At 40.9% G+C, this 24,858-nt stretch carries 23 protein-coding genes; 18 read left to right on the top strand and 5 right to left on the bottom strand.

Annotation, left to right across the window (positions count from 1 at the left end; translation table 11 throughout):
- Positions 1–359: 359 nt before the first annotated feature.
- Entirely contained in the window at positions 360–5,345 is a 4,986-nt protein-coding gene (locus ACTQXY_RS12960; RefSeq protein WP_441659808.1) for a discoidin domain-containing protein, read from the top strand.
- A gap of 149 nt (positions 5,346–5,494) precedes the next feature.
- On the opposite strand, the gene ACTQXY_RS12955 is transcribed toward ACTQXY_RS12960, so the two are convergent.
- Positions 5,495–5,695: a cold-shock protein gene (locus tag ACTQXY_RS12955; protein ID WP_004611017.1), complete on the bottom strand. Its 201-nt coding sequence runs from the start codon at positions 5,693–5,695 to the stop codon at positions 5,495–5,497.
- A 167-nt stretch (positions 5,696–5,862) separates the two neighbouring features.
- Between ACTQXY_RS12955 and ACTQXY_RS12950 the strand changes: the two genes are divergently transcribed.
- From ACTQXY_RS12950 to ACTQXY_RS12890, 13 genes are all read left to right on the top strand, one after another.
- Positions 5,863–6,291, top strand: a complete 429-nt coding sequence (locus ACTQXY_RS12950) for an Rrf2 family transcriptional regulator (protein WP_441659807.1) — start codon at positions 5,863–5,865, stop codon at positions 6,289–6,291.
- A gap of 56 nt (positions 6,292–6,347) precedes the next feature.
- Positions 6,348–6,782 carry an Rrf2 family transcriptional regulator gene (locus ACTQXY_RS12945; RefSeq protein ID WP_441659806.1) on the top strand — a complete coding sequence of 145 codons (435 nt, stop codon included), beginning with the start codon at positions 6,348–6,350 and terminating at the stop codon, positions 6,780–6,782.
- A 14-nt stretch (positions 6,783–6,796) separates the two neighbouring features.
- Positions 6,797–7,729 carry a cysteine synthase A gene (cysK, locus tag ACTQXY_RS12940; protein ID WP_441659805.1) on the top strand — a complete coding sequence of 311 codons (933 nt, stop codon included), beginning with the start codon at positions 6,797–6,799 and terminating at the stop codon, positions 7,727–7,729.
- 175 nt (positions 7,730–7,904) lie between these two features.
- Entirely contained in the window at positions 7,905–8,657 is a 753-nt protein-coding gene (locus ACTQXY_RS12935) for a DeoR family transcriptional regulator (protein ID WP_441659804.1), read from the top strand.
- Entirely contained in the window at positions 8,654–9,574 is a 921-nt protein-coding gene (pfkB, locus tag ACTQXY_RS12930) for a 1-phosphofructokinase (RefSeq protein WP_441659803.1), read from the top strand. The genes ACTQXY_RS12935 and pfkB overlap by 4 nt, the downstream gene beginning before the upstream one ends.
- Before the next feature lie 12 nt (positions 9,575–9,586).
- Positions 9,587–11,512, top strand: coding sequence for a fructose-specific PTS transporter subunit EIIC (locus ACTQXY_RS12925; RefSeq protein ID WP_441659802.1), 1,926 nt, complete (start codon positions 9,587–9,589; stop codon positions 11,510–11,512).
- A gap of 66 nt (positions 11,513–11,578) precedes the next feature.
- Entirely contained in the window at positions 11,579–11,836 is a 258-nt protein-coding gene (locus ACTQXY_RS12920) for an HPr family phosphocarrier protein (RefSeq protein ID WP_004611009.1), read from the top strand.
- 28 nt (positions 11,837–11,864) lie between these two features.
- Positions 11,865–13,487, top strand: coding sequence for a phosphoenolpyruvate--protein phosphotransferase (gene ptsP / locus ACTQXY_RS12915; protein WP_441659801.1), 1,623 nt, complete (start codon positions 11,865–11,867; stop codon positions 13,485–13,487).
- Positions 13,488–13,646: 159 nt separating this feature from the next.
- Positions 13,647–15,038, top strand: a complete 1,392-nt coding sequence (locus ACTQXY_RS12910) for a solute carrier family 23 protein (protein ID WP_441659800.1) — start codon at positions 13,647–13,649, stop codon at positions 15,036–15,038.
- A gap of 99 nt (positions 15,039–15,137) precedes the next feature.
- Positions 15,138–16,055, top strand: coding sequence for an alpha/beta hydrolase fold domain-containing protein (locus ACTQXY_RS12905; protein ID WP_441659799.1), 918 nt, complete (start codon positions 15,138–15,140; stop codon positions 16,053–16,055).
- Positions 16,056–16,058: 3 nt separating this feature from the next.
- On the top strand, positions 16,059–17,864 hold the full coding sequence (locus tag ACTQXY_RS12900) for a DUF6320 domain-containing protein (RefSeq protein WP_441659798.1): 1,806 nt from the start codon (positions 16,059–16,061) through the stop codon (positions 17,862–17,864).
- Positions 17,865–17,883: 19 nt separating this feature from the next.
- The gene (locus ACTQXY_RS12895; RefSeq protein ID WP_441659797.1) at positions 17,884–18,489 is read left to right on the top strand and encodes a hypothetical protein; all 606 of its coding nucleotides are present in this window, start codon (positions 17,884–17,886) and stop codon (positions 18,487–18,489) included.
- A gap of 65 nt (positions 18,490–18,554) precedes the next feature.
- Positions 18,555–19,574 (top strand): peptidoglycan DD-metalloendopeptidase family protein, encoded by a 1,020-nt coding sequence (locus ACTQXY_RS12890; protein WP_441659796.1) that lies wholly within the window; start codon positions 18,555–18,557, stop codon positions 19,572–19,574.
- Positions 19,575–19,616: 42 nt separating this feature from the next.
- Here the strand turns inward: ACTQXY_RS12890 and ACTQXY_RS12885 are convergent, their stop codons facing one another.
- The 3 genes from ACTQXY_RS12885 to ACTQXY_RS12875 all read right to left on the bottom strand — a co-directional run bounded on the left by ACTQXY_RS12885 (position 19,617) and on the right by ACTQXY_RS12875 (position 21,442).
- Positions 19,617–20,660, bottom strand: coding sequence for an ABC transporter substrate-binding protein (locus ACTQXY_RS12885; RefSeq protein WP_441659795.1), 1,044 nt, complete (start codon positions 20,658–20,660; stop codon positions 19,617–19,619).
- A 66-nt stretch (positions 20,661–20,726) separates the two neighbouring features.
- Positions 20,727–21,203 (bottom strand): hypothetical protein, encoded by a 477-nt coding sequence (locus ACTQXY_RS12880; protein WP_441659794.1) that lies wholly within the window; start codon positions 21,201–21,203, stop codon positions 20,727–20,729.
- A gap of 38 nt (positions 21,204–21,241) precedes the next feature.
- Positions 21,242–21,442 (bottom strand): hypothetical protein, encoded by a 201-nt coding sequence (locus ACTQXY_RS12875; protein ID WP_004611002.1) that lies wholly within the window; start codon positions 21,440–21,442, stop codon positions 21,242–21,244.
- Positions 21,443–21,532: 90 nt separating this feature from the next.
- Here ACTQXY_RS12875 and ACTQXY_RS12870 point away from each other — a divergent pair, with 90 nt between their 5' ends.
- The 3 genes from ACTQXY_RS12870 to ACTQXY_RS12860 are packed head-to-tail and all read left to right on the top strand — an operon-like array spanning position 21,533 to position 23,741.
- Positions 21,533–22,264: a PHP domain-containing protein gene (locus tag ACTQXY_RS12870; RefSeq protein ID WP_441659793.1), complete on the top strand. Its 732-nt coding sequence runs from the start codon at positions 21,533–21,535 to the stop codon at positions 22,262–22,264.
- A gap of 54 nt (positions 22,265–22,318) precedes the next feature.
- Positions 22,319–22,621: a YerC/YecD family TrpR-related protein gene (locus ACTQXY_RS12865; protein WP_441659792.1), complete on the top strand. Its 303-nt coding sequence runs from the start codon at positions 22,319–22,321 to the stop codon at positions 22,619–22,621.
- Positions 22,611–23,741: a DUF3810 family protein gene (locus tag ACTQXY_RS12860; protein ID WP_441659791.1), complete on the top strand. Its 1,131-nt coding sequence runs from the start codon at positions 22,611–22,613 to the stop codon at positions 23,739–23,741. The genes ACTQXY_RS12865 and ACTQXY_RS12860 overlap by 11 nt, the downstream gene beginning before the upstream one ends.
- A 21-nt stretch (positions 23,742–23,762) precedes the next feature.
- Here ACTQXY_RS12860 and ACTQXY_RS12855 read toward each other — a convergent pair whose 3' ends face one another.
- Complete coding sequence (locus tag ACTQXY_RS12855) at positions 23,763–24,380, bottom strand: DUF1836 domain-containing protein (RefSeq protein WP_441659790.1); 618 nt, start codon at positions 24,378–24,380, stop codon at positions 23,763–23,765.
- A gap of 285 nt (positions 24,381–24,665) precedes the next feature.
- Here ACTQXY_RS12855 and ACTQXY_RS12850 point away from each other — a divergent pair.
- The coding region (locus ACTQXY_RS12850; RefSeq protein WP_441659789.1) for an IS110 family transposase at positions 24,666–24,858 on the top strand (193 nt) is incomplete at its 3' end.

The following is a 24,858-nucleotide window of genomic DNA, read 5'->3' as shown; positions in this document are numbered from 1 at the left end:
TTGTAAGATATTCATAAGTCTATTATGCAGGAAAAAGGAAGAAAAAGAAACCCCCTAACCCCTCAAGATTGAGGGGAAGGGGAGCTGAATAGGCGAAGCCTATTTTTTATTTGGGGAAATGTGTGATTAGATGTTTTGCGATAGCGGGACTTACAGAGGAGGATATTATTCGTGTATGTATATGGATCTGCTCGTTATTTTTTGCGAAAAATCAATATAATATGCAAAATATACATATCATAAAATATAAAAGCGAAATACATGAGTAAAAACTTACAATTATAAATGGATATAACAGGGAAAATATGTTATACTAAACGAAATGGCTTGGAGCGGTCAGGAAAGAGAGGAAAAAGAAATTGAAAAGGAAAAAGGTAATTGCAATCTTATTGGCGGCGGCACTTTCGGCGGGAAATCTTTCGGGTATTGGTATGTTATCAGTTGCGGCAGAAAATACTCAGACAGAACAGGTGGCGGAAAAAGGAAATGAGCAGACGAATATCGCTTTGAATAAAACGGCACGAGCATCGCGGTATCTGGAGGCAGATGGAAAGAATCCAGCAAGGACTCCAGAACTGGCATTTGATGGAAAAGGGGATAATACGACAACGGAAAAACAAAACAGCCGTTGGCAGAGCAGTGATATTCAGGAGTTTCAGGAAGAATGGTTGGAGGTAGACCTTGGAAATTCAGCTAAGATTTCAAAAGTGACGGTAAAGTTTTTTGCAAAATTATATGGAAATTTCGTCATTGAGACATCGGACAGTCAGGCGGAAGATGCGAAATGGACGGAAATTAAATCTGTGGAGATGCCTTCGGGAAGTGGTATGAACATCGTAAAAGAAATAGATGTGACAAAAGATGGAAAGCCGGTGGAAGTGTCGCGTTATTTGCGTCTGCGTTTTACATCGGGAAATACAGAAGCGGCAAGCCGCGGAATCGGTGTGTATGAATTTGAAGTATATGGAGAGCTGAATGAGCCGGACAAGCCGGAGAATCCAGATGCGGTTACCGGAAATATCGCAAAAGGCAAGCGTGCCACAGCATCCGGAGTGGAAAGTGGGGTGGAGTCATGTACGGCGGATTTGGCAGTGGACGGAGATAAGAAAACAGACACCTCTAGATGGTCAGCGCCACAGATGAAGAGGGGAAATGATGAAAATCAGAAACAAACGATGCAATGGCTGGAATTGGATCTTGGAAATGAAGTGACAGAGATTACAAGCATTGATATTAGTTTCTATTTAAAAGTGTTTTCCATAGACTATGTTATAAAGACAAGAGCTGATAAAAATGCAGAATGGAAAACAGTAAAGACGATGACAACGCAATCGTCTAGTACGGTTACAAACCCAGTGGACTCAATCAAAGATGTGAAAGCATTAGATCGGTATGTACGCTTTGAATTTAATAAAGTAAATCCGCAGGCAGGTGGAAACAGTATCTCTGTGCGTGAGATCGAGATCAACGGAACGCAGGTTCCGGTTCCGTATGAGCCGGAAAGTGCAAAAGAAGTGCTGGATACGGTCAAAGGTCTGGAGACGATCACTGCGGATATGAAAGAAGTGCCGCTGCCGCAGGTGCCGGAAGGTTATGAGATTCACGTAGTCGGAAGTGAATATCCGCAAGTAATTACAGATGATGGTGAAATCAGTGATTATAATATGTACGATTACGAAAGCATGGAGATCATGCTGGAAGTGGTAAATAAACAAGATGAAGACGATGTGGCGAAGAAGTCTTTTCAGGTCGCTGTCCCGAAAAAGACTCAGAAACATACGGATTTGTTCCCGAAAGTAGAGAATCAAAATGTGGAGCCAAAAGTGATTCCGAGTATTCAGGAGTGGTATGGATATGAGGGAGAAGTAAAACTGAGTGAAAACTCCCGCATTATTGTAAAAGATGCGGCAGGACTGAATGTGAATAAGATTGCAAAACAGTTTCAGGGGGATATGAAAGAGATTACCGGAATGGAACTTGCGATTGTAAGCGGTCAGGAAGCAGACGCAGACGATATTGTGATAGAATCTGCGACGCAAGATACATATACACTCGGAGAGGAAGGTTATTTGCTACAGGCAGATGACGATGGAATCCACATCATTGGAAATGGATACAACGGATGTCTTTACGGTGCGATGACTTTAGAGCAGGTATTTTATACACAGAAAGATGAATTTAAGTTCCCGAAGGGAATTGCCCGTGATTTTTCCAAATATGCAGTCCGTGGAGTGATGATTGATATTGCAAGAACACCATACCGGATGGATGCGTTGGAAGATATTGTGAAAGCGCTGGCGTTCTATAAGATTAATGAAGTACAATTTCATCTGAATGATAACCGACATGTGCCGGGAAATGCAGACCGTGATAAATATGAACATTGGGAAAACGTAGAAGGTATGTTCCGTCTGGAAAGTGATACCTTCCCAAGCCTTAAGACGACGGAGAAAAAGAACGACTATTACAACGAAGTGTTTGGCGGCTCGCCGCAATATACAAAAGAAGAATACAAGAATTTACAGAATTTGGCGATGGATTACGGAATTAATCCGATTTCAGAGATTGATGCTCCGGGACATTCGCTTCTGTTTACAAAATATGTGAGAAATCATTTGGATGAGGCACAGAAGGCGGTTCCGGAGATTACCGGAAATATCAATGCAGATAAAGACTGGGAATTGCTTGCGATGACCGGGGAGAAAAAAGATTCTGCGTTTGCGTTTATGGATGCATTGTTTGATGAGTATCTGGAAGAGGATGTATTTTTAGGTGACACGGTCAACATCGGAGCAGACGAGTACTGGAATATCAATAATCAGGAACGACCGGGGGTCCAGGAATATATCCGCACGATGGCGGACAATGTGAAATCGTATGACAAGAAAGTGCGTATGTGGGGATCTACAAGCCAGTTCTTCACCAATCAGGAAGATGCAAAAGCGTACAACGATATTGAGATTGATTTTTGGGCAAACTCCTGGGAAAATGCAGAAAAAAGAATCGAGCAGGGATTCAAGGTTGTCAATGTGGATTCGTTCCATCTGTATGGAAATCCGGGGCGCGACAAACGAGATGTTGTCAATGTGGAGCATGTGTTCAATAACTGGGATCCGACAGTGATGACAGGAAGCAAAGTAAGCAAGTCAGAGCCGAATCTTCTTGGAGCAAAGACGGCGCTTTGGGCAGACATTGCAGATATGGGTGTGACAGAAAGAGATAATTTTGAACGTATCATGCGTCAGGCAGCAGTGCTGAGTGAAAAGACGTGGGGCGGAACAGATGAGACACAGACATTTGAAGAGTACAGTTTCAAGTATGACAGATTACAGCAGGGACCGGGCGTGTCTTTGGGGTCAGATGTAGACAGTGAGACCGGGCTTGTGCTGGATTATGATTTTGCAAATGTAAAGGACGGAGAAGTATATGATGCCAGCGGAAATGGATATAACGGAAATATTTCGGATGCAAAGATAAAAGAAGAAGCTGGGACAGCGTGGCTTCAGTTGAACGGAGATACAGAGGTGCAAACGGAGCTTCGATCTATGGATTATCCGTACACGGTACAATTTGAACTTCGACTTGCAAAAGAGGGCAATCGTGATGGAGAGACATATATTTTTGACGGACGCGATGGAAGATTGTCAATCAATGACAAAGGGAACTTACAGATTAATCGTTCTTACTTTACACAGGACTTTGGTTATCAGATTCCAACAGACAAACCGGTGCAGATGACAATTGTCGGGACGCAGCAGGTGACGAAGTTGTACATTGATGGAAAATTAGAAAAGACACTTTTGCGAACTACGAATTCAGAGACGGATTATGAACATCTGTTATCGACATTTGTATTTCCACTTTCTTCTATAGGAAAAGGGATAGAGGGTGAACTTGCAAATTTGAAAGTATATAACAAAGCATTGTCACCGGAAAAAATCAAAGAAGTTTCAGAGAAAAAAGAAGTGACAGAAGTCAATGTGTCTCAGGGGACAGCGGCTGCAGGAACGGCGCAGCGAAAAGGTGACGGCAATCAGGATGTGGACTGGAAAAAACTTCGTGTCGGTTGGAAAGCAATTGATGGTGACGGCAATGCTTTGGATGGAAAGCATGGCACAGATGTGAGTGAAAAAGATTCGTATTTTGAGGGCGCATATGCGGACAGCGCATTTGCGGTAGATATGCTGGAAGAGCAAGACATCAGTAAGCTGGTACTGCAATGGGATCGAGCGCCAAAAAGTTTTAAGATTCAGATTTCAGAAGATGGAAGTGTGTGGAAAGATTTACAGACTGTAGATGGAGAAAGTGTCAATACAATCACATTTGCAGAACCAATTCACACACGTTACATTAAAATGCAGGGAGTAAGTCTGAATGGAAATAATACGTTCAAATTGAGAGAATTTGAAGCGTATGAGGCGGTGGACAAGACAGCGCTGAAAGAGCAAGTGAAAGCAGCGAAAGAAAAATGCGAAGAGTTTGGTCTGACGTTTGCAGATGCAAAGGGATATGATGCTTTTATGGATGCATATATGAAAGCAGAGGCAATGTACGAAAACACACTGGCAGAACAAAATGATGTGGAACGAGTGACAAAGACATTGGAAGAAGCGCTGAAAGATCTTCCGGAAAATCCAGATCCAGGGGAAGTAGAAGTGGAATCAGTCAAAGTGACTGTAAATAAGACGGAATTGAAAGTCGGAGAGACGACAACGGCAAAAGCAGTAGTTACACCGGATAATGCAACAGATCAGACAGTCTCATGGACAACTTCTGATGAGTCAGTGATAACAGTGGATAAAGACGGACAGATCACAGCAAAGAAGAACGGAAAGGCAGATGTGATTGCAACTGCATCCAATGGAAAAACTGACAAAGTAGAAATTACGGTTGTTGAAGAGAAACCGGATCCACAGCCGGAAACAGATAAATCAAAACTGGAAGCATTGTATAAAGAATGTCTGGAAACATATAAAGAAGCTGATTACACGAAAGATAGCTGGGGTGTATTTGCAAATGCAATGAAAGATGCAGATGTAGTTCTTGAAAATGAGGAAGCAACACAAGAAGAGGTGGATAAGGCTGAAGACGCTTTGAAAGATGCGGTGGATAACTTGAAGAAAGTGCCTGAAGAAGATGGAAAACCAGAGCCAAACCCAGATCCAAAACCGGATAATGGAGACGATGGAAAAGATAATCAGAATCAGACTCAGAATACGAAGCCGGAAGAGGACAAAAAGAAAGATCCTGTCAAGACGGGAGACCCACAGTCTATCGCACTGTGCCTTGGAGCAATGGCGGCAGCCGGTATGGCAGTGGTTAGATGGAAAAAGAAGAGAGAGTAAAATTAAGTAAATCAAAAAGAGCAGAGGCGGGAAAACCGCTTCTGCTCTTTTTCTAATCATTTCGCATAAGAATTGCTTTTTAAATATTAATTAAATATATATTATATACATAAACATAAATAAAAGGCACATCTACATTTTGATTCTGATTAAAGTTTTACGACATTGACTGCCTGAGGTCCTTTTGCACCTTCAGTTACTTCGAATTCTACTTCCTGACCTTCTTCTAAAGATTTGAAACCTTCCATGTTAAGTCCAGAATAGTGAACGAATACATCGTTTCCTGCTTCGTCGGAAATGAATCCGTAACCTTTTTGGTTGTTAAACCATTTTACTGTACCTTTGTTCATGTTGATACCTCCATAAAAATAAATAATAAAGTTGTATATTACTTGCGTAATATTGAATTAGATTAGCATAATTCTATATAAATGTCAATGTTTTTGAAAAAATATAATGAAAAATGCACAAATATAGGTTACAATAAGACGTAACAATGAAAATAAGGAGATAGAATATGAGAATTTCGACAAAAGGGACATATGCATTGGAAATAATTGTGGATCTTGCAATGCATTCTTCGGAAGAGCATTTAGAGCAGCTGAAAAATATTGCAGCACGGAGAGGTCTGTCTGAAAAGTATTTAGAGAGGATTGTCAAAGCAATGAAGAATGAGAATCTGATTTTGAGTACAAGAGGAGCAATGGGAGGATATCGTCTTGCGAGAAGACCGGAAGATATTACTGTTTTGGACGTGCTTCGCTCTGTGGAAGGAGAGCTTGCACCGGTGGAGTGTCTGACAAAAGAGACGAATTGCGGGATTGCGTGTGAGGATTGCTTGACACGAGGAGTCTGGGCAGATATGTGGAGAGAAATCTTGGGTGTTACGGAGAATGTCTCAGTGGCAGATATTACAAAAGAGGTAGTTGACAGAGCAGGAGAATAGGTGTATAACATAAAATATGTAATACTTAGCGAAGTGGTAGGAAAAGGAAAATTCTTATGAAAATATCGACAAAAGGAAGGTATGGACTGCGGGCGCTGGTAGACTTGGCAGTTCATGACAATGGAGAGCCAATTGCGTTGGCAAGTATTGCACAAAGGCAAAAACTGTCATTGAATTATCTGGAACAGGTCTTTAGTGTGCTTAGAAAGGCTGAAATTGTAAAAAGTCTCAAAGGGGTGCACGGGGGGTATTGTTTGGCAAAAAAGGCTGATGATATCACAGTGAAAGAAGTTTTGGAGGTACTGGAAGGAAAATTCTCGATTGTAGATGAATATGCACAAGAGAAGGGAACAGATGACGTGCAAGAAGCGATTAAAACTTTAGTCTGGGATCAGATTAATACACGGGTGAACCAGTTGCTGGAGGAGAAGACATTGAAGCAGTTGATGGCATCATTTGCCGATGAAAACAGAAAGCAGAAGTCTATTTGAAGGAGGAATTACTTATGGGAAAAGTATATCAAAATGTAACGGAATTAATTGGGCATACACCTCTTTTAGAAGTGCAGAATATCGAATCAGAGCTTGGGTTAAAAGCAAAGATTCTGGTGAAATTAGAGTTGTTTAATCCGGCGGGGAGTGTAAAAGACCGTATTGCGAAAAATATGGTGGTGGAGGCTGAACGCCAGGGAATCCTAAAGAATGGAGGGACAATCATTGAACCTACAAGTGGAAATACCGGAATTGGTCTTGCGTCCATTGCGGCATCAAAGGGTTATCGTGCGATCTTTACAATGCCGGAGACAATGAGTATAGAACGTCGGAAACTTCTGCAAGGCTATGGCGCAGAGATTGTTCTGACAGACGGGAAAAAAGGGATGGCTGGAGCGATTGCAAAAGCCGAAGAGCTTGCGGAAGAAATTGACGGGGCAGTTGTTCTTGGTCAGTTTATAAACAAAGCGAATCCGGCTGCACATACCGTTTCTACCGGACCGGAGATATGGGAAGATACCGAAGGCAAGGTGGATATCTTTGTTGCGGGAGTAGGTACGGGTGGAACGATTACAGGAACCGGGGAATATTTGAAAGAACAGAATCCGGCGTTGAAGATAGTTGCAGTGGAGCCGGCGGCATCACCGGTGTTATCAGGAGGAAAACCGGGACCTCATGGTCTGCAGGGAATTGGAGCAGGGTTTGTTCCTGAAATTTTGAATACGGAGATTTATGACGAGATTGTGCAGGTGGAAAATGAGGAGGCATATGCGGCTTCCAGAATGCTTGCCCACAAAGAAGGGGTACTGGTAGGGATCACATCCGGCGCAGCGCTTCACACGGCGATAGAGCTTGCAAAAAGAGAAGAGAATGCAGGAAAAACAATTGTGGCAATATTGCCGGATACGGGAGAACGATATTTGTCAACACCATTATTTGAGGTATAATTTTCAAGAAAAAAGTCATTGTAAAGTATGATGCTTTGCAATGGCTTTTTTATGGCAATAAAGATTTTGCAGTATGCATAAAAAATAAAGTGGAAAATTGTGAATTATTTTGAATGAAAATGATTGACTTTGAATGAAAATGAATTTAAAATAGATTTAGAAGAGAGGTGTAAATATGCTGGCGGAAGAACGGTTTAACCGGATATTAAATATTGTAGAAGAAAAGAAAAGTGTCACAGTGACGGAACTGACAGAACTTTTGGATACTTCCGAATCTACGATACGAAGGGATCTGACAACGCTGGATAAGCGGAAAAAGCTGATTAAGGTGCATGGAGGTGCGACGGCAGTCGATATGGAATATATGACAAAAGACTCTTCGGTCTCTGTGAGACAGGATTTGAATAGAGAAGAGAAGATAAAGATTGGAAAATACGCAGCCGGATTAATCAGAAAAGATGATTTTGTCTATATCGATGCAGGAACAAGTACAGAATATCTTGTGGAGCAGATTTTGGAAAAGGAAGCAGTCTATGTGACGAATGGAATTTCGCATGCAAGAAAATTGCTGCATAAGGGATGCAGAGTATTTTTGCTCGGCGGAGAGCTGAAGAAAGAGACAGAGGCGTTGATCGGGGCGGAAGCATTGGAAAGCTTGGAAAAATATAATTTCACAAAAGGATTTTTGGGTGCGAACGGGATTCATAATGAATATGGAATCACTACGCCGGATCTTAATGAAGCTGCTGTGAAAGAAAGAGCGTTCAGACAATGCAGGAAAAAATATATTCTTGCAGATTCTTCTAAAATCGGACAGATTTCGCTTATTAAATTTGCGGAACTGAAAGAGGCGGAGGTAATCACAACTAAGCTGAAGCAGGGAATCTATCAAAAGTATAAAAATATTGTGGAGGTGGATGAAGCATGATTTACACGGTAACATTTAACCCGTCTTTGGACTATGTGATTCAGGTGGATGACCTGACACTTGGGAAAGTCAACAGGACAACCAAAGAGGTGATATTCCCGGGAGGAAAAGGTGTGAATGTGTCGGTTATTCTCTCTAATCTGGGAATTAAGAGCAAAGCACTTGGGTTTATCGCAGGGTTTACCGGAAAGCAGTTGGAAAAGATGTTGACAGACTTTGGATGCTACACAGACTTTATTGAGTTGCAGGAAGGTCTGACTCGCATTAATGTGAAGATGAAGTCGAATGAGGAAAGCGAGATCAATGGGCAGGGACCGGATATCAGTGATGCAGCAATTGCGGAGTTATTTGAAAAACTGGATTGTCTGAAAAATGGGGATATTTTAGTGCTTGCGGGCAGTATTCCGAACACATTGCCGGAGGATATCTACGAGAGTATCATGGAGAGACTACAGACAAAAGGCGTTCGTATCGTGGTGGATGCAACAAAAGATTTGTTGTTGAATGTTCTGAAGTATCATCCGTTTTTGATCAAGCCGAATAATCATGAGCTTGGAGAGATGTTTGGTGTCACATTAAAGACGGATGAAGAGATTATCATCTATGCGAAGAAGCTTCAGGAAAAAGGAGCGAAAAATGTATTGATATCTATGGCAGGTGACGGAGCAATTCTGATCACTGAGGATGGAGAGATTCATAAAGGACTTCCTCCGAAAGGAGAAGTGGTGAACTCGGTGGGAGCAGGAGATTCGATGGTTGCAGGATTTTTGACAGGATATCTGAATACAGGAGACTATGAAAAGGCATTTAAATTGGGAATTGCGACCGGAAGTGCGACTGCGTTTTTGGCATGGCTTGCAGAAAAAGAGGATGTTGTGAAGTTGTTAGACGAAGCAAAAGAGAACTTTGGGTTGTAGGAGGGAAGTAACGTGAGAATCACAGATTTATTGAAAAAAGAAAGTATTGATTTAAACGGTGTCGTAACTACGAAAAAAGAGACGATTGAAAAGATGACGTTGCTGATGGAAAAAGGCGGGAATGTCAAAGACCTCGAAAAATACAGAGCCGGTGTATTCGCAAGAGAAGAAGAAGGGACGACCGGAATCGGGGAAGGAATTGCTATTCCACATGCAAAGACAGATGCGGTGAGTGGTCCTGGACTGGCGGCGATGATTATTCGGGACGGAGTGGATTATGATTCTCTGGACGGTGAGCCGGTACACATGGTGTTCCTGATTGCGGCACCAAATACAGAAGACAATATTCATCTGGAGGTATTGAGTCGTCTTTCGATGCTGTTGATGGATGATAATTTCCGGGCAAACCTGATGAAAGCGTCTACGGTAGAGGAATTTTTAGGATATATTGATCAGGCGGAAAAGGAAAAGTTTGAAGAGGAGACGGAGGAAAAGGAGACGCAACAAAAGAAAAAAGGATATCAGATTCTTGCAGTTACGGCCTGTCCTACCGGAATCGCACATACTTATATGGCGGCGGAAAGTCTTGAAAATACAGCAAAAGAGATGGGATATACTATCAAGGTGGAGACAAACGGCTCAGGCGGAGACAAAAATGTATTGACAGCAGAGGATATCGCAAATTGTGACTGTATCATTGTGGCAGCTGATAAGGATGTAAAAATGGCGAGATTTGATGGAAAACCAGTCATTGTCACAAAGGTTGCCAATGGAATTCACAAAGCGAAAGAACTGATTGAAGAAGCAGAGAGCGGAAAGGTTGCAATCTATCACAGCACTGAAAAAGAAGAGATGACCGGATTTCAAGGAGAGCAGGAAAGTATCGGAAGAAAGATTTATAAAAGTCTGATGAACGGTGTATCACATATGCTGCCGTTTGTAATCGGAGGAGGAATCCTGATTGCACTGTCATTTTTGTTTGACGGCGCCAACGCGGGAACTGATGTTTTTGGTACCGGAAATCCACTTTCCAAATTCTTGAATTTGGTGGGAAATGTGTCGTTTGGTATGATGTTTCCAATCCTCTCAGGATATATTGCAATGAGTATTGCAGAACGTCCGGCATTGATGCCTGGTATCGTTGGTGGTCTGCTTGCGAAAGCAGGAACATCGGTGTTTGTAGCCGAGGCAGATTGGATTCCATCGGGATTTTTTGGGGCTCTGTTCGCCGGATTTATTGCAGGATACCTGATGCTTCTTATCAAGAAAGTATTTGCGAAGCTTCCAAGGGCGTTGGAGGGGACCAAACCGGTATTGATTTATCCGTTCTTTGGAATTGTATTGATCGGTGCAATCATGGTATTTATCATCAATCCACCTGTCGGGGCATTCAATCAATGGTTGTATGACGGACTTGCAAGTATGGGAGAAGGAAGCAAATTGCTGCTTGGAGCTGTTCTCGGCGGTATGATGGCAATCGACTTTGGAGGACCGTTTAACAAGGCAGCGTATGTATTTGGAACAGCAGCAATCGCAAGCGGACAGTTTGATATTATGGCAGCGGTTATGGCCGGTGGAATGGTTCCGCCAATCGGAATCGCACTTGCCACGACATTTGCAAAAAACAGATTTACGGAGAGCGAAAAACAGACAACTGTTACCAACTATATTATGGGATTATCATTCATTACAGAGGGAGCAATTCCATTTGCGGCATCTGATCCGCTGCGCATTATTCCGCCATCAATCGTCGGTTCAGCAGTGGCAGGAGCGGTTTCAATGGCATTCGGATGTGGCTCAAGAGCACCGCATGGAGGTATCTTTGTGATTGGCATTATGGAAAACGCCCCAATGTTCTTTGCGGCAATAGTGATAGGTGCTGTTGTGACAATGCTTGGAATTATTCTGTTAAAAAAACCAATTACTATTGAAAAATAGTAAAAAATATTAGATAATAAGGAAAGGTAGAGCCTAACATTTATAGAAAAGAAAAGGAGAATAATCATGAAAGAATTTAGTTATGTAATTACAGATAGTGAAGGAATCCACGCAAGACCAGCAGGATTATTAGTAAAAGAAGCTGCAAAATTCCAATCAGATATTAAACTGAAAAAGGGAGAAAAAGAAGCAGATGCAAAAAGAATCTTTGGCGTAATGGGATTAGCTGTAAAATGTGGTGAAGAGATTGTAATGACAGCAGAAGGTGCTGACGAAGCAGAAGCAATCGCAGCAATCGAGACATTTTTAAAAGAAAACTTATAAGAAAAATAATGTTGAGGAAGGTTAAGCTATGATTACATTAACTGGCAAAAGTGTATTTGGCGGTGTATCAATCGGTAAGATTGCCTTTTATAAAAGAAATGAACAGCAGATCAAAAGATGGCATGTGGAAGATACCGAAAGCGAAGTAAAACGTTTTGAAGATGCAAAGGCAAAAGCAGTTGCAGAACTTCAGGAATTGTATCAGAAAGCAATGTCGGACGTCGGTGAGACAAATGCGATGATCTTTGAGATTCATCAGATGATGTTGGAAGATTTAGATTACATTGAATCTATTATCAATATTATCACTGCACAACAGGTGAATGCAGAATATGCGGTTGGAACGACAGCTGACAACTTCGCAGCGATGTTTTCAGCAATGGATGACGCATATATGCAGGGACGTGCTGCGGATGTAAAAGACGTTTCTGAGCGTATTTTGAATATTTTGTCCGGAGCAGAAAAAGTTACATTTGCGACAGATGAACCTGTCATTGTTGCGGCAGATGATCTTGTCCCAAGCGAGACAGTCCAGCTTGATAAAGAAAAAGTATTGGGATTTGCTACGATGTATGGTTCTTCGAACTCACATACAGCAATTTTAGCAAGAACAATGAATATCCCGGCGATCATCGGTTTGGGCGAAGAATTGAAACCGGAATATGATGGTAAATTTGCTGTCATCGACGGGTTTGACGGAAAGATTTATATCGATCCAGATGAAGAGATACTCGCTGCGATGAAGAAAAAACAGACTGAGGATATGGAAAGAAAGAAACTGTTAGAACAGTTAAAAGGCAAAGAGAATGTCACATTGAGCGGTCAGCACATCAATATCTATGCCAACATCGGCAATAGCTCAGATGTGGGAGCTGTTTTGAAAAATGATGCAGGCGGAATCGGTCTTTTCAGAAGCGAATTCCTATATTTGGAGAATGAGACATTCCCGACAGAAGAGCAGCAGTTCGCTGTCTATAAGACAGTTGCTGAGAATATGGCTGGAAAGAAAGTTATCATCCGTACACTTGATATTGGTGCGGACAAGCAGGCAGATTATTTCAATTTAGATAAAGAAGAGAATCCGGCACTTGGATATCGTGCAATCCGTATTTGTCTGACTAAGCCTGAGATTTTTAAAACTCAGCTGCGTGCACTGTATCGTGCATCAGCATTCGGTCAGATTGCGATTATGTTCCCGATGATTACAGCAGTGTGGGAAGTGAAGAAAATTAAAGAGATTGTAGAAGAGGTAAAGGAAGAACTTCGCAAAGAAGGAATCGCATTCCGTGAGGATATGGAACTTGGAATTATGATCGAGACACCTGCAGCTGTTATGGTGAGCCGTGAACTTGCAAAAGAAGTTGATTTCTTCAGCGTAGGTACCAATGACCTCACACAGTATACACTGGCGATTGACAGGCAGAATCCAAAGCTTGACACATTCTATGATCCACATCATCCGGCAGTGCTTGCGATGATCCAGATGGCGGCAGACAATGCACATGCAGAAGGAAAATGGATTGGAATCTGTGGAGAATTAGGAGCAGATCTGGAATTGACAGAGACATTCCTGAAGATGGGAATTGATGAACTTTCTGTATCACCATCTATGATTCTTCCGGTTCGAAAGAAAGTCAGAGAGACAGAATAATATAGAAAGAAAGTGTGTTCTTGAGATGGAATGCGCTTTCTTTTTTATCGTGCTAATAAATGTTTATAAAAATAAGTAATGAATACTTTCATTTACTTTCCAGTAGTTGTCTGATAAACTTGTGAAGTAAAAAAAGGAAATGAGAGGCAGGAAAATTTTATGCTGGAAAAATTGTTTAAGTTAAAAGAAAACAAAACAGATGTCAGGACGGAAGTGGTGGCAGGTATTACGACATTTATGACAATGGCGTATATATTGGCGGTAAATCCAAGTGTGCTGTCGGCAGCCGGAATGGATCATGGAGCAGTGTTTACGGCGACGGCGATTGCGGCATGTATCGGTACTTTGCTCATGGCTCTGTTTGCAAACTATCCGTTTGCACTTGCACCGGGGATGGGACTGAATGCATACTTTGCATATACGGTTGTACTGAACATGGGATACACATGGGAGGTGGCGCTTGCAGCTGTATTTGTGGAAGGAATTATTTTTATTCTGTTATCAGTTACGAATGTGCGTGAAGCAATCTTTAATGCAATCCCGATGAATTTGAAATCTGCAGTAAGTGTCGGAATCGGTCTTTTTATCGCGTTTATCGGTCTGCAGAATGCAAAAATTGTTATCAGTGGTTCTACATTAGTGCAGTTATTCTCGCTGGAAGGTTACAACAGTAATTTGGCAGAAGGTGCTGCAAAGGCGACGATGAATGATGTCGGAATTACGGTATTACTTGCGGTGATCGGTGTGATCATTACAGCGATTCTTGTAGTAAAGAACATTAAAGGTAATATTCTTTGGGGAATTTTAATTACATGGATTCTTGGAATTATCTGTCAGCTGACTGGATTGTATGTGCCAAATGCAGAACTTGGAATGTACAGCTTGCTTCCGGACTTCAGCAACGGTATTTCGATTCCGAGTCTTAGTCCGATCTTTGGAAAACTGAGTTTTTCAGGAATTCATATCGGAGAGTTTATGGTTGTAGTGTTTGCGTTTTTGTTTGTGGATATCTTTGATACACTCGGCACATTGATCGGTGTTTCCACAAAAGCAAATATGTTAGATGAAAACGGAAAACTTCCAAGAATTAAAGGTGCTCTGATGGCAGATGCGGTTGCTACAACGGCAGGTGCAGTGCTTGGAACATCTACAGTTACAACATTTGTTGAGAGTGCTTCCGGTGTGACGGAAGGGGGACGAACAGGTCTTACAGCAGTCACAACAGCGATTTTGTTTGGATTGTCGTTATTGTTGTCACCAATCTTTTTGGCGATTCCATCTTTTGCGACGGCGCCGGCATTGATTGTTGTAGGGTTCTATATGCTGACCAATGTAGTGAGTATTGATTTCAGTGATTTTGGGGAAGCGATTCCTTGCTATATCTGTATTGCAGCAATGCCATTTTTCTACAGTATTTCAGAAGGAATTGCAATGGGTGTAATCTCTTATGTTGCAATCAATCTGTTTACAGGAAAAGCAAAAGAAAAAAAGATCAGTGCATTGATGTTTGTATTGGCATTTTTGTTTATCGGAAAATATATCTTATTATAAAATATAGATTTTTAGGGAAAGATGAGAGTCTTTCCCTTTTTTTAGAGCGAAAAACATGGTATTATCAATTCATACAAAAGCAGCAGATAGGAGAAGAGAATGGCAATTAATAAGGCAATGCGAAAAGTATTGAAAGCACTTTCGTTTGATGGAATTGAGGTGGAGGCGTCCAGGCATTTGGCAAATTTAAAGGCGTTGGATCCAATGCGAATTTTTCATAAGACGATTGATTATAAAATATATAATGACACACATGAGATTCCTGTGAGAATTTATCTGCCTGGCGAAGAGATTGAACACAAATATCCGGTTCTTTTATTCTTTCACGGCGGGGGATGGGTCACAGAGAGCATAGATAATTATGAGAGGATCTGTGCAAGGATGGCATCGGCGACCAATCATATTGTTGTGTCGGTAGAATACAGGCTCGCTCCCGAGTATCCGTTCCCGACAGGATTGGAGGATTGTTACGCCGCAGCGAAGGCGGTCTATACGAATGAGTTTATTTTAAATGTGCATCCGGACGATATCACGATCATCGGAGACAGTGCCGGCGGTAATCTGGCGGCTGCAGTCTCTCTTCTTGCAAAAGAGAGGGGAGAGTTTATGCCAAGACAGCAGATTTTAATCTATCCGGCGGTGAATAACGACTATACAGAGACTTCGAGATTTCCGTCCGTCCATGAAAATGGAAAGGATTTTCTGTTGACGGCTGGAAAGATGCAGGATTATATTGATTTATATGCAAGAGATGAGTCGGACAAAAAGAGTCCGTATTTCGCTCCGATTTTGCAGAAAGATCTCACAGGACAGCCGAGGACACTGGTTATCACCGCGGAATTTGACCCGCTTCGAGATGAAGGAGAGGCTTATGGTAAGGCGCTTGAGGAAGCCGGAAATGAAGTGGAGGTTCATCGTATCAAAGATGCGCTGCATGGATTTTTTGCACTGGGGATCAAATATTTTCATGTGCAAGAGAGTTTTGAAATTATGAATCATTTTTTAGGGGAGGGGTAAGAGATGTTTCATTCGAAAAGGTCATATTGGCGAAAGCTTGACAATGCCGCAAAATTATTTCCGGCGACAAGCAACAAAAAGGACACTCGAGTTTTTCGTTTTTATTGTATTATGAAAGAAAACGTCAGAGAAGAGATTTTGCAGCAGGCAGTGGAAAAAGCGCTTGAAAAATATCCGCTTTTTTTGTCGGTCATGCGAAAAGGCTTGTTCTGGCATTATTTGGAAAAGAGTAATTTAAAACCGGTTGTCACAGAGGAATTTAAAGAGCCTTGCAGCAATCTGTATGTGCGTGACAAGAAAAGTCTGTTATTCGAAGTGACGTATTATAAAAGGCGGATTAATTTTGAAGTATTTCATGTGCTGACAGACGGAACAGGTGCCACATGTTTTTTAAAAGAGATTGTCAAACACTATATTGTGCTGGCATATGGTGAAGCGGATATTTCGCTTGATAAGGAGCACATTACAATTCAGGATCAGGAATCAGATAGTTTTCGAAAGTATTATTCTGATTTACGGCGAGAGAAGAAGGAAAAGGTAAAAGCATATCAGATTAAGACTCTTCGGAAGGCGAGAGGACCGCTGCAGGTGACAGAAGCGGTGCTGTCGGTAAAAGAAGTGCTGGCAAAGGCGCGGGAATATCAGGTGTCGATGACTGTTTTTTTGACGGCAGTATTCCTTTGTGCGATCCACAGGGAGATGCCGAAAAGACAGGAAAAGCATCCGGTTGTTCTGATGGTTCCGGTGAATCTTCGCAATTTTTTTCCTTCAGATTCGATGCTGAATTTCTTCGGATATATTGAACCTGGGTATCGTTTTCGAGAAGGGGACACTTTTGAGCAGGTGCTTGCACAGGTGAAAACATATTTTCAGGAGGAGCTTACGAAGGAAAGACTTTCGATGCGCATGAATGAGCTGATCGCGTTGGAGATGAACCCAATTCTGCGGGTGGCACCTTTGGAATTGAAAAATCTGGGGATTTTGGCGGGAGCAAAGATGGCGGCAAGTGATGTGACTGCAATTTTCTCTAATATGAGTGTTGTAAGAATGCCGGAAGCGTATGTCCCGTATATAGAGCGGTTTGGCGTGTACACAAGTACACCGAAGACGGAACTTTGTATGTGTTCATTTGAAGACAAACTTTCCCTTGGTTTTACATCGCGGTATGACAGTATGAATATTAAGAGAAATTTTTTGCAGATATTGTCAGAGCTTGGAATACATTCGAAAGTGGAAGAACCAGACTATCCGGAGGAGAGACTTGCGAGTGCGGCGGCTGTAAAATTTTTCGAGTGGTTCTCATTTGCCTGTATTGTTTTTGCAGTGATTGCAGCAGTTGTGAATATTACACTGACACCGGGAAAATATTGGGCGATCATCGTATCCGGTGGAATCTTAAGTATGTGGACAGCGCTGGCAATCGGGTTTGTAAAGAGATATAATCTTTTGAAAAATGCAATGTGGCAGTTGATTCTGATCACGGTTGGATGTCTGATTTGGGATCTTGGAACCGGATGGCATAAATGGTCAATTGATTTTGTTTTTCCGGGAATTAGTGTTATAATAATGATGTCCATGCTGATGATCACAAAGCTGCAGAGGTTAGCTGCGAATGAATACATGATTTATTTTGTGATGGCGGCGGGATATGGATTTGTGATACCATTAATTTTATTATTGACGGGAGTGCTTGGAGTTACATTTCCATCGGTTATCTGTGTGGGATTTAGTTTCCTGTTTTTTATGGCGCAGGTCATTTTTAAAAGACGGGAATTAGGGGAGGAATTAAATAAAAAGTTTCACATTTGATTAGTAAGGAGGAAGCAGTATGAAATGTACAAGATGCGGTAAAGAGATGACGATTAAGCCGGTGCAGTCCGGCACGGACGAAGGTGGGGAGCCTGTTTTTACACGATATGCATTTTGCTATGACTGCAAGATAAAGGTGAATCTGGACAAGAAAAAAGAAAGAGACACACAGAAAAAAGTGACGGCAGAAGATGTGGTAGAGACGAAAACAAAGAAGAAGAAAAAGAGAGGGAAAAAGCTGCCTTCCGTTTCGCTTCCGAAAAGACGAGGCGGCGGATTGCTCAAGTTCTTGCTCTTTCTGATCGTTGTTGCGGTGCTCGGGTTTGCAGCATATACCTACCGGCATCCCATTGCCAAATTTGCACAGCAGATGCATGATAAGTATATGAATCAAACAGAAGAAAATCAGCCAGAAGATTCGAAGAATAATGATTTGAATATGGATTCCGGTAATAACAATACCACGCCTGATGCAGATACAAGTGATGAACCCCAGAATCAAACAGAACCGACAGATCAAACACAAGGGGAAAATGGCAATGGCAATAATACACCGGAAAACAGTGATGATAAGACACAGGATACTCCAGCGACACCTTCTGACGGAACAGTGACGGAACCATAAAGATAAAGAATTTCTACATATTTTGGTCAGATGGGCAATATGATATGTAGAAATTCTTTTTTTGGATGATTATGTTTGAGAAGAAGGTAAAATGGGCAATTGGGATTGAGATTTTTGCGTTGATAGTGCTTTGTGTTGGTATCATTTTCGGAAAGATATCTGCCTCAAAGATACAAAGAGTGGATGGGGATTTTATAAAATGGGTGGACTTTAACATTCCATGTGAGGCATTGGAGAGGGCTTATTGGTGGGATGTAGAGACGCATGAAAAAGAGGTTGAGTTGGATTGGATAGAACTTTTGGCATATCTGGCAGCGAAATATGGGGGAAACTATAAGCTGTATAAAGAAAGTGATTTAAATGAATTGGCAGAAGGACTTGTAAAAAAGGAATACACAATGGAGGAAATAACAAAAGACAAAAAGTATTATGATTATTACTTGGAGTCGTATACGGCGGTATTAGATGAATTTGTGGGAGATTATGAAATTCAGGTTCCGGTGAAAGGAACCAATGAAGTCAGATGGGAAAAGCGATATGGGCTGAAAGCATTTTCACCAATTGCAAAGGGTTATGCATATAGTGATTATGATGACTTTGGAACATCAAGAAGCTATGGCTATAAGCGTCAGCATTTGGGGCATGATATGATGGGACTTGTGGGGACTCCGATTACGGCAGTAGAGTCTGGTTATGTGGAGGCGATTGGCTGGAATCAATACGGAGGATGGCGCCTTGGAATACGCAGTTTTGATAAAAAGCGATATTATTACTATGCACATTTAAGACAGAATTTTCCGTATAATAAATCGCTTAAAGAGGGAAGTATTGTACAGGCGGGTGATGTGATTGGATATATGGGGCATACTGGATACAGCAAAAAAGAAAATGTGAATAATATCGATGAGACCCATTTACATTGGGGATTACAGATTATATTTGACGAATCTCAGAAAGAGGGAAATAATGAAATCTGGATTAACTGCTATGAAATTACAAAATTTTTGTCAAGGAATCGAAGTGAAACAGTTAAAGACTTGGAGACGAAGGAATATCATAGAGTATATGAGATGAAAGAAGAGTGAACATGTAATGTGTGAACGGGGAACATTCCCCGTCACGCATTTTTATTTTGCAGCTTTTTCGGCAAAATCAGTTGTTACAAGGTCTTCGTAAGGTGCTCGCTTAGCGAGTTCATCAGCAGATTCCAGAATGTTTTGCAAAAGTTCAAAGCTTTCTTTTTCAAAGATTAGATTTTCTTTCCAAGTCTCCTGCTCATAGTAGCGGGTTACAATCGTTGTGATAGTGTCTAAATCTGTCTCTTTGAACTGTGGTGCAATGATTTTTGCAATTTCTTCCGGAGTATGTGTTTGTACGTAGTCCATTCCTTTTTGCAGTGCATCCGTGAATCCCTGAATGACTTCTTTGTTTTTTGTGATATAGCTTTTCTTTGCAGAAAATGCGGTGTAAGGAACATATCCACTGTCCTCGCCGAGAGAAGCGACAACATATCCCTTTCCACCTTTTTCCAAAGTGGTAGCTCCTGGCTCAAATTCAACTGTAAAATCAGCCTGACCTTCTGAGAAAGCGGCTGCAGTGGAGCCAAAGTCAATATTTTGGTTGATTGTCAGATCTTTTTCGATGTCGATTCCCTTTTGTTTTAAGATATACTCAAATACCATTTCAGGCATGCCACCTTTTCGTCCACCGAGCACGGTTTTCCCTTTTAGATCCGTCCATGAAAAATCAGGAATTTCTTCTCGCGCCACGAGAAAATTACCGGCACGTTGTGTAAGCTGAGCAAAATTGATAACATAGTCATTTGCACCTTCATTATAGGTATAAATAGAAGCTTCTGAACCCATGAATCCGATATCTGCTTCTCCGGAGAGTACAGCGGTCATTGTTTTGTCGGCTCCAAATCCAGTGACTAGTTCGAGATTAATCCCTTCGCCTTCAAAATATCCTTCCTCAATTGCTACATACATTGGTGCATAAAAGATGGAGTGAGCTACTTCGTTGAGAACAACTTTGGTAGAGTCCGGAAGAAATTCTGTTGATTTTTCCTTTTGTGGTTTGTCTGGTTTGCTTTCCTCTTTTGAAGAGCATGCAAGCAGAGAAGTGACAGATATTGCTGCCACTAATGCGAGAGTAAGAAAACGCTTTTTCATAATATCCTCCTGATGATCAAATCTGATTCTTCTATAAGTATATGAGAAAAATCGGAATGCGTACCATTAGCAGAGAACAATGATTTTTCGAGGGGTTGTCTGTGGAGGAATACTTCGTGTGGTGATGCTATAATAAATAATCAGCAGTTGATTGGCAAGGGCACAGGTATACAGCTGTCCGTTTGAGGTTACAATTTCTGTAAAAGGTGAAATATTTAAGCGCAGGGATTGATCCATAGCGACAAGATCATTATTGAAGTAGTTGACAGCAATATTTTCGTTTGCACTTCTTCGCCCAATAATCAGTGCCTGATATTGAAGGGGAAAAATAAGTGGGACAGGAGCGTTACCATCATAGAATGCAGTTACAGGCATACCTGAGCGAAGTCTTGTTTCATTGATTACATAAGTGTCAGTGGAAATAATCATGTTTGTAATACCGTTTGAATTTCGGATGGATACCATCTGCTGACAACAGTTGTTTTGCATTGGAGTGATATTTTGGACAATCCCTTCGATTGGTAAAAATGCAGTGTTTGCCATAGTGCTAAATCCTTTTTCTTTTAGTATATGCGAAATGATTATTTTGGTGGCTGCTCGGAATCCGGTGTCTTTACTTTTACCTTTGGCGGTTCGTAGTGATAGATATCCTCATAGGATTCCAACTCGGCTTTACTTGTCGGAGCTGCGGGAATCAGACCGGTACAGTCCTGTGTAGAAGCGGCGTTTGCCAGATAGTCGTAAGAATCAATGATTTTTTGATTTTTTTTATTATCAGCCATAATAAGTCTCCTTTTTATAAAAAATGTGGTAAGATATAAGCTTAGGATATGTAAATACAAAGATTCTATGCAGAAAGAAGGAAGATTGACATGAATATAAAAGTAGATACACATTCCCATACACTTGTAAGTGGACACGCATACAACACGATACAAGAGATGGCAAAGATGGCGAAAGAACATGGGATGGAGGCGATTGCATTTACGGAGCATGCACCGGAGATGCCGGGAACTTGCGGAATATTTTATTTTGAAAATTTGAAAATTCTGCCAAGAGAGCGTTACGGGATCAAAATGCTTTTTGGAACAGAGCTCAATATTATGGACAGCGAGGGAACAGTAGATATGCGCGATGGACTTTTAAAACATCTTGATATTGTCATTGCGAGTATTCATACGCCATGTTTTTGTGGAGAAAGAACAAAAGAAGCGGTGACGAGAGCCTATGTAAATGTGATGAAAAATCCGTATATCAATATTATCGGCCATCCGGATGATTCGCGTTTTCCGATTGACTATGAAGTGCTTGTCAAGACTGCAAAGGAGACAGGGACACTTCTAGAGGTCAATAATTCCTCTTTGCGGGAAGATAATAAAAGAGAAAATGCGGATGAAAATATCCGAGTTATGCTGGAATATTGTAAAAAATATGAGGTTCCAATCACGACCGGAAGTGATTCACATTTAGATCTGGATGCGGGAAAACTGAATTTGGCAGAACAAATTTTAGCAGAATGCCATTTTCCGGAAGAATTGATCGTCACAACATCATTAGAAAAATTGAAACCATATGTGAATCGATACAAAAAAACTAGACTTTAAGAGTTTACTGTGCTAAAATATAAAAATAGTACAACACTATAAAGGAGACTTAAAATGAGTAAAAAAATTAGAACAGAAGCAGTCGATTATCTGTTTGAAGCAATTTTGAGCTTAAAAGACAAGGAAGAATGTTATATTTTTTTTGAAGATATATGTACCATCAATGAACTGTTGTCACTGTCACAGCGGTTTGAGGTTGCCAAAATGCTTAGAGAACAGAAGACATATTTGGAGATTGCAGAAAAGACAGGGGCCTCGACTGCTACAATCAGCCGTGTGAATCGCTCTTTAAACTATGGAAATGACGGATATGATATGGTATTTGAACGGATCAGCCTGGATGAAGATGAAGAATAAGAAAAGTAAGAAAAAGTGCATCAGGTCGAGTGATGCACTTTTTTCTACAATGGAAAGGTTAAAAATAGGGCTGTTATTGCTTATACTTGCAGTATTCTTTCAGTTTTTAGCAAGAAATGTGAATGGATTTGCGCAGTGGTATGCGACTTCAATATACAGAATACTTGTAACAATTATCAGCAGAGTCTGCTCTGTGTTTCCGTTTTCGATTGTTGAGATTTTGCTTTATGTGTTGCTTGTAGTTCTGGCGGCTGGGGGGATGAGCGGAATCTACAGAATCTGCAGAAAAATAGAAAAGATATCCACGATTGCTTTGAAAGGGAGTTCGTGGGTATGTCTGTTGGGAGGTGTATTGTTTTTTATCTACACAATGGCTTGTGGGATCAATTATCACAGAACATCTTTTGCTAAGGAGGCGGGCATACCGGATGCGGAATACTCACAGGAAGAATTGGTTCAGTTGGCTGAGTATCTTACGGAAGAAGTCAATGAATTGGCAGATACGGTTCCGCGCACGAAAGAGGGAATCTTTGTGTTGAAAGACAACACGAAAAAAGAGGCGGTAAGGTCGATGGAACATCTTGCAGAGACCTATTCGGTGTTGGAAGGATATTATCCAAATCCCAAACCTGTCTGGATATCGGAAATTTTGTCATATCAGCATCTGACAGGAGTGTATTCACCATTTACAATTGAGGCAAATTATAATGCGGATATGACAGACTATAATATCCCGTTTACGATGTGTCATGAATTGTCTCATCTGAGAGGGTTTATGTCAGAGGATGAGGCGAACTTTATTGCATATTTAAGCTGTATCAAATCGGAGTCAGAAGAGTTCAGATATAGTGGATTTTTGTCAGGATGGCTGTATGTGACAAATGCTCTTTACGCAGAAAATACAGAAAAATATGAGGAACTGTGTGAACGCCTGAATATAAATGCGCTGAAAGATTTACAGGCGAATAATTCATTTTGGGATAAGTACGATGGAATAACAGCAGAAGTGGCTGATAAAGTGAATGATATTTACTTAAAGGCAAACAGACAAATTGACGGAGTGAAAAGCTATGGGAAAGTAGTAGATCTGATGCTTGGATATCAAAGAATTATGCAGTAAAAAAGTAGAAGTGTGAAGCTTCTACTTTTTTTTCTCGTAATAGTTAGCAAATTTTTCAGGAAGAGAATCAATGAGTTTTTCAATAATTTGTTTCTTGACATACACATCGAAACTGAGTGTGCAAATGAAAGAAAACAATTGCAAAAATTCACGCTCCTGTTCGTTCTCTTCTGAAAATGTCTCAGCAGAGGAAGTGTACATTGCCTTGAGTTCTTCCTTTAAAGTATCAATGCGATCTTTTTCAAATGAACAGACTTCGTCATAAATATGCGTCAGGTTCAGTCTGCTGTCGGTATGGAAGTATCGATCGGTAACCGGTCTCAAAAGCATCTCGATATCTTTGATAGATAAGAAACTTTTGAAATAATAGATAAAAGTAAGAACGAGAAGATGTTCTTTTGTATATTTTTTCTTTTCCGGAGAAGGAAGCAGATTGTTCTTGGCATAATTGTTGATCATCGTCTTAGTAAGAACCTTGTCCTCCTCATAGCGCTTGGAAGAAGCCATCTGCTTATCCATAAAAGTGGTAACCTGATCCATATATAAATCGATATTAGGAATATCAATAGATTTTACATAATCAATTTTAGAAATACTTTCCAGAATGCTGTTTAATAAATCATTTGTATTAATTGTCATTTTATCACGTATAATCCAATTATCCTCTTTTGAGGATAATGGATTATTCTCCTTTCTCCCAATCTCTTGGGTTTTATCGAATACTCCATTATAATACTTAAAGCACTGTGGATCTGTATCTATTTAATTACAGCTTTGACTGTTCGGAGGTGACTCAGACCACAGCTTTTCGTCTATTACTGGTAATTAGTTTGTTAACGCTTGACGTTTCTATTTACGTGATTACACAGCCGAATTCTCTGTGGGAGACAGCAGTGCTAAAAATATTTCAGGAGGTAAATCCATATGTCCATGTACTTTGTTGGAATTGATATTTCCAAGTACAAACATGATTGCTGCATCATTTCCGCAGCTGACCAGCAGATTATTTCTAAATTCACCCTCACTAATGACAAGGATGGTTTTGAACAACTGCTCATTTCACTTAATTCTCTCTCCAATCCTGAGGATATAAAAATAGGGTTTGAATCAACTGCCC

Source organism: Faecalimonas sp. LCP19S3_D12 (assembly GCF_052121495.1).
Lineage (GTDB): Bacteria > Bacillota > Clostridia > Lachnospirales > Lachnospiraceae > Faecalimonas.
Note: the sequence above shows the minus strand (reverse complement) of the source record. Positions and strands in the feature narration are given on the sequence as shown.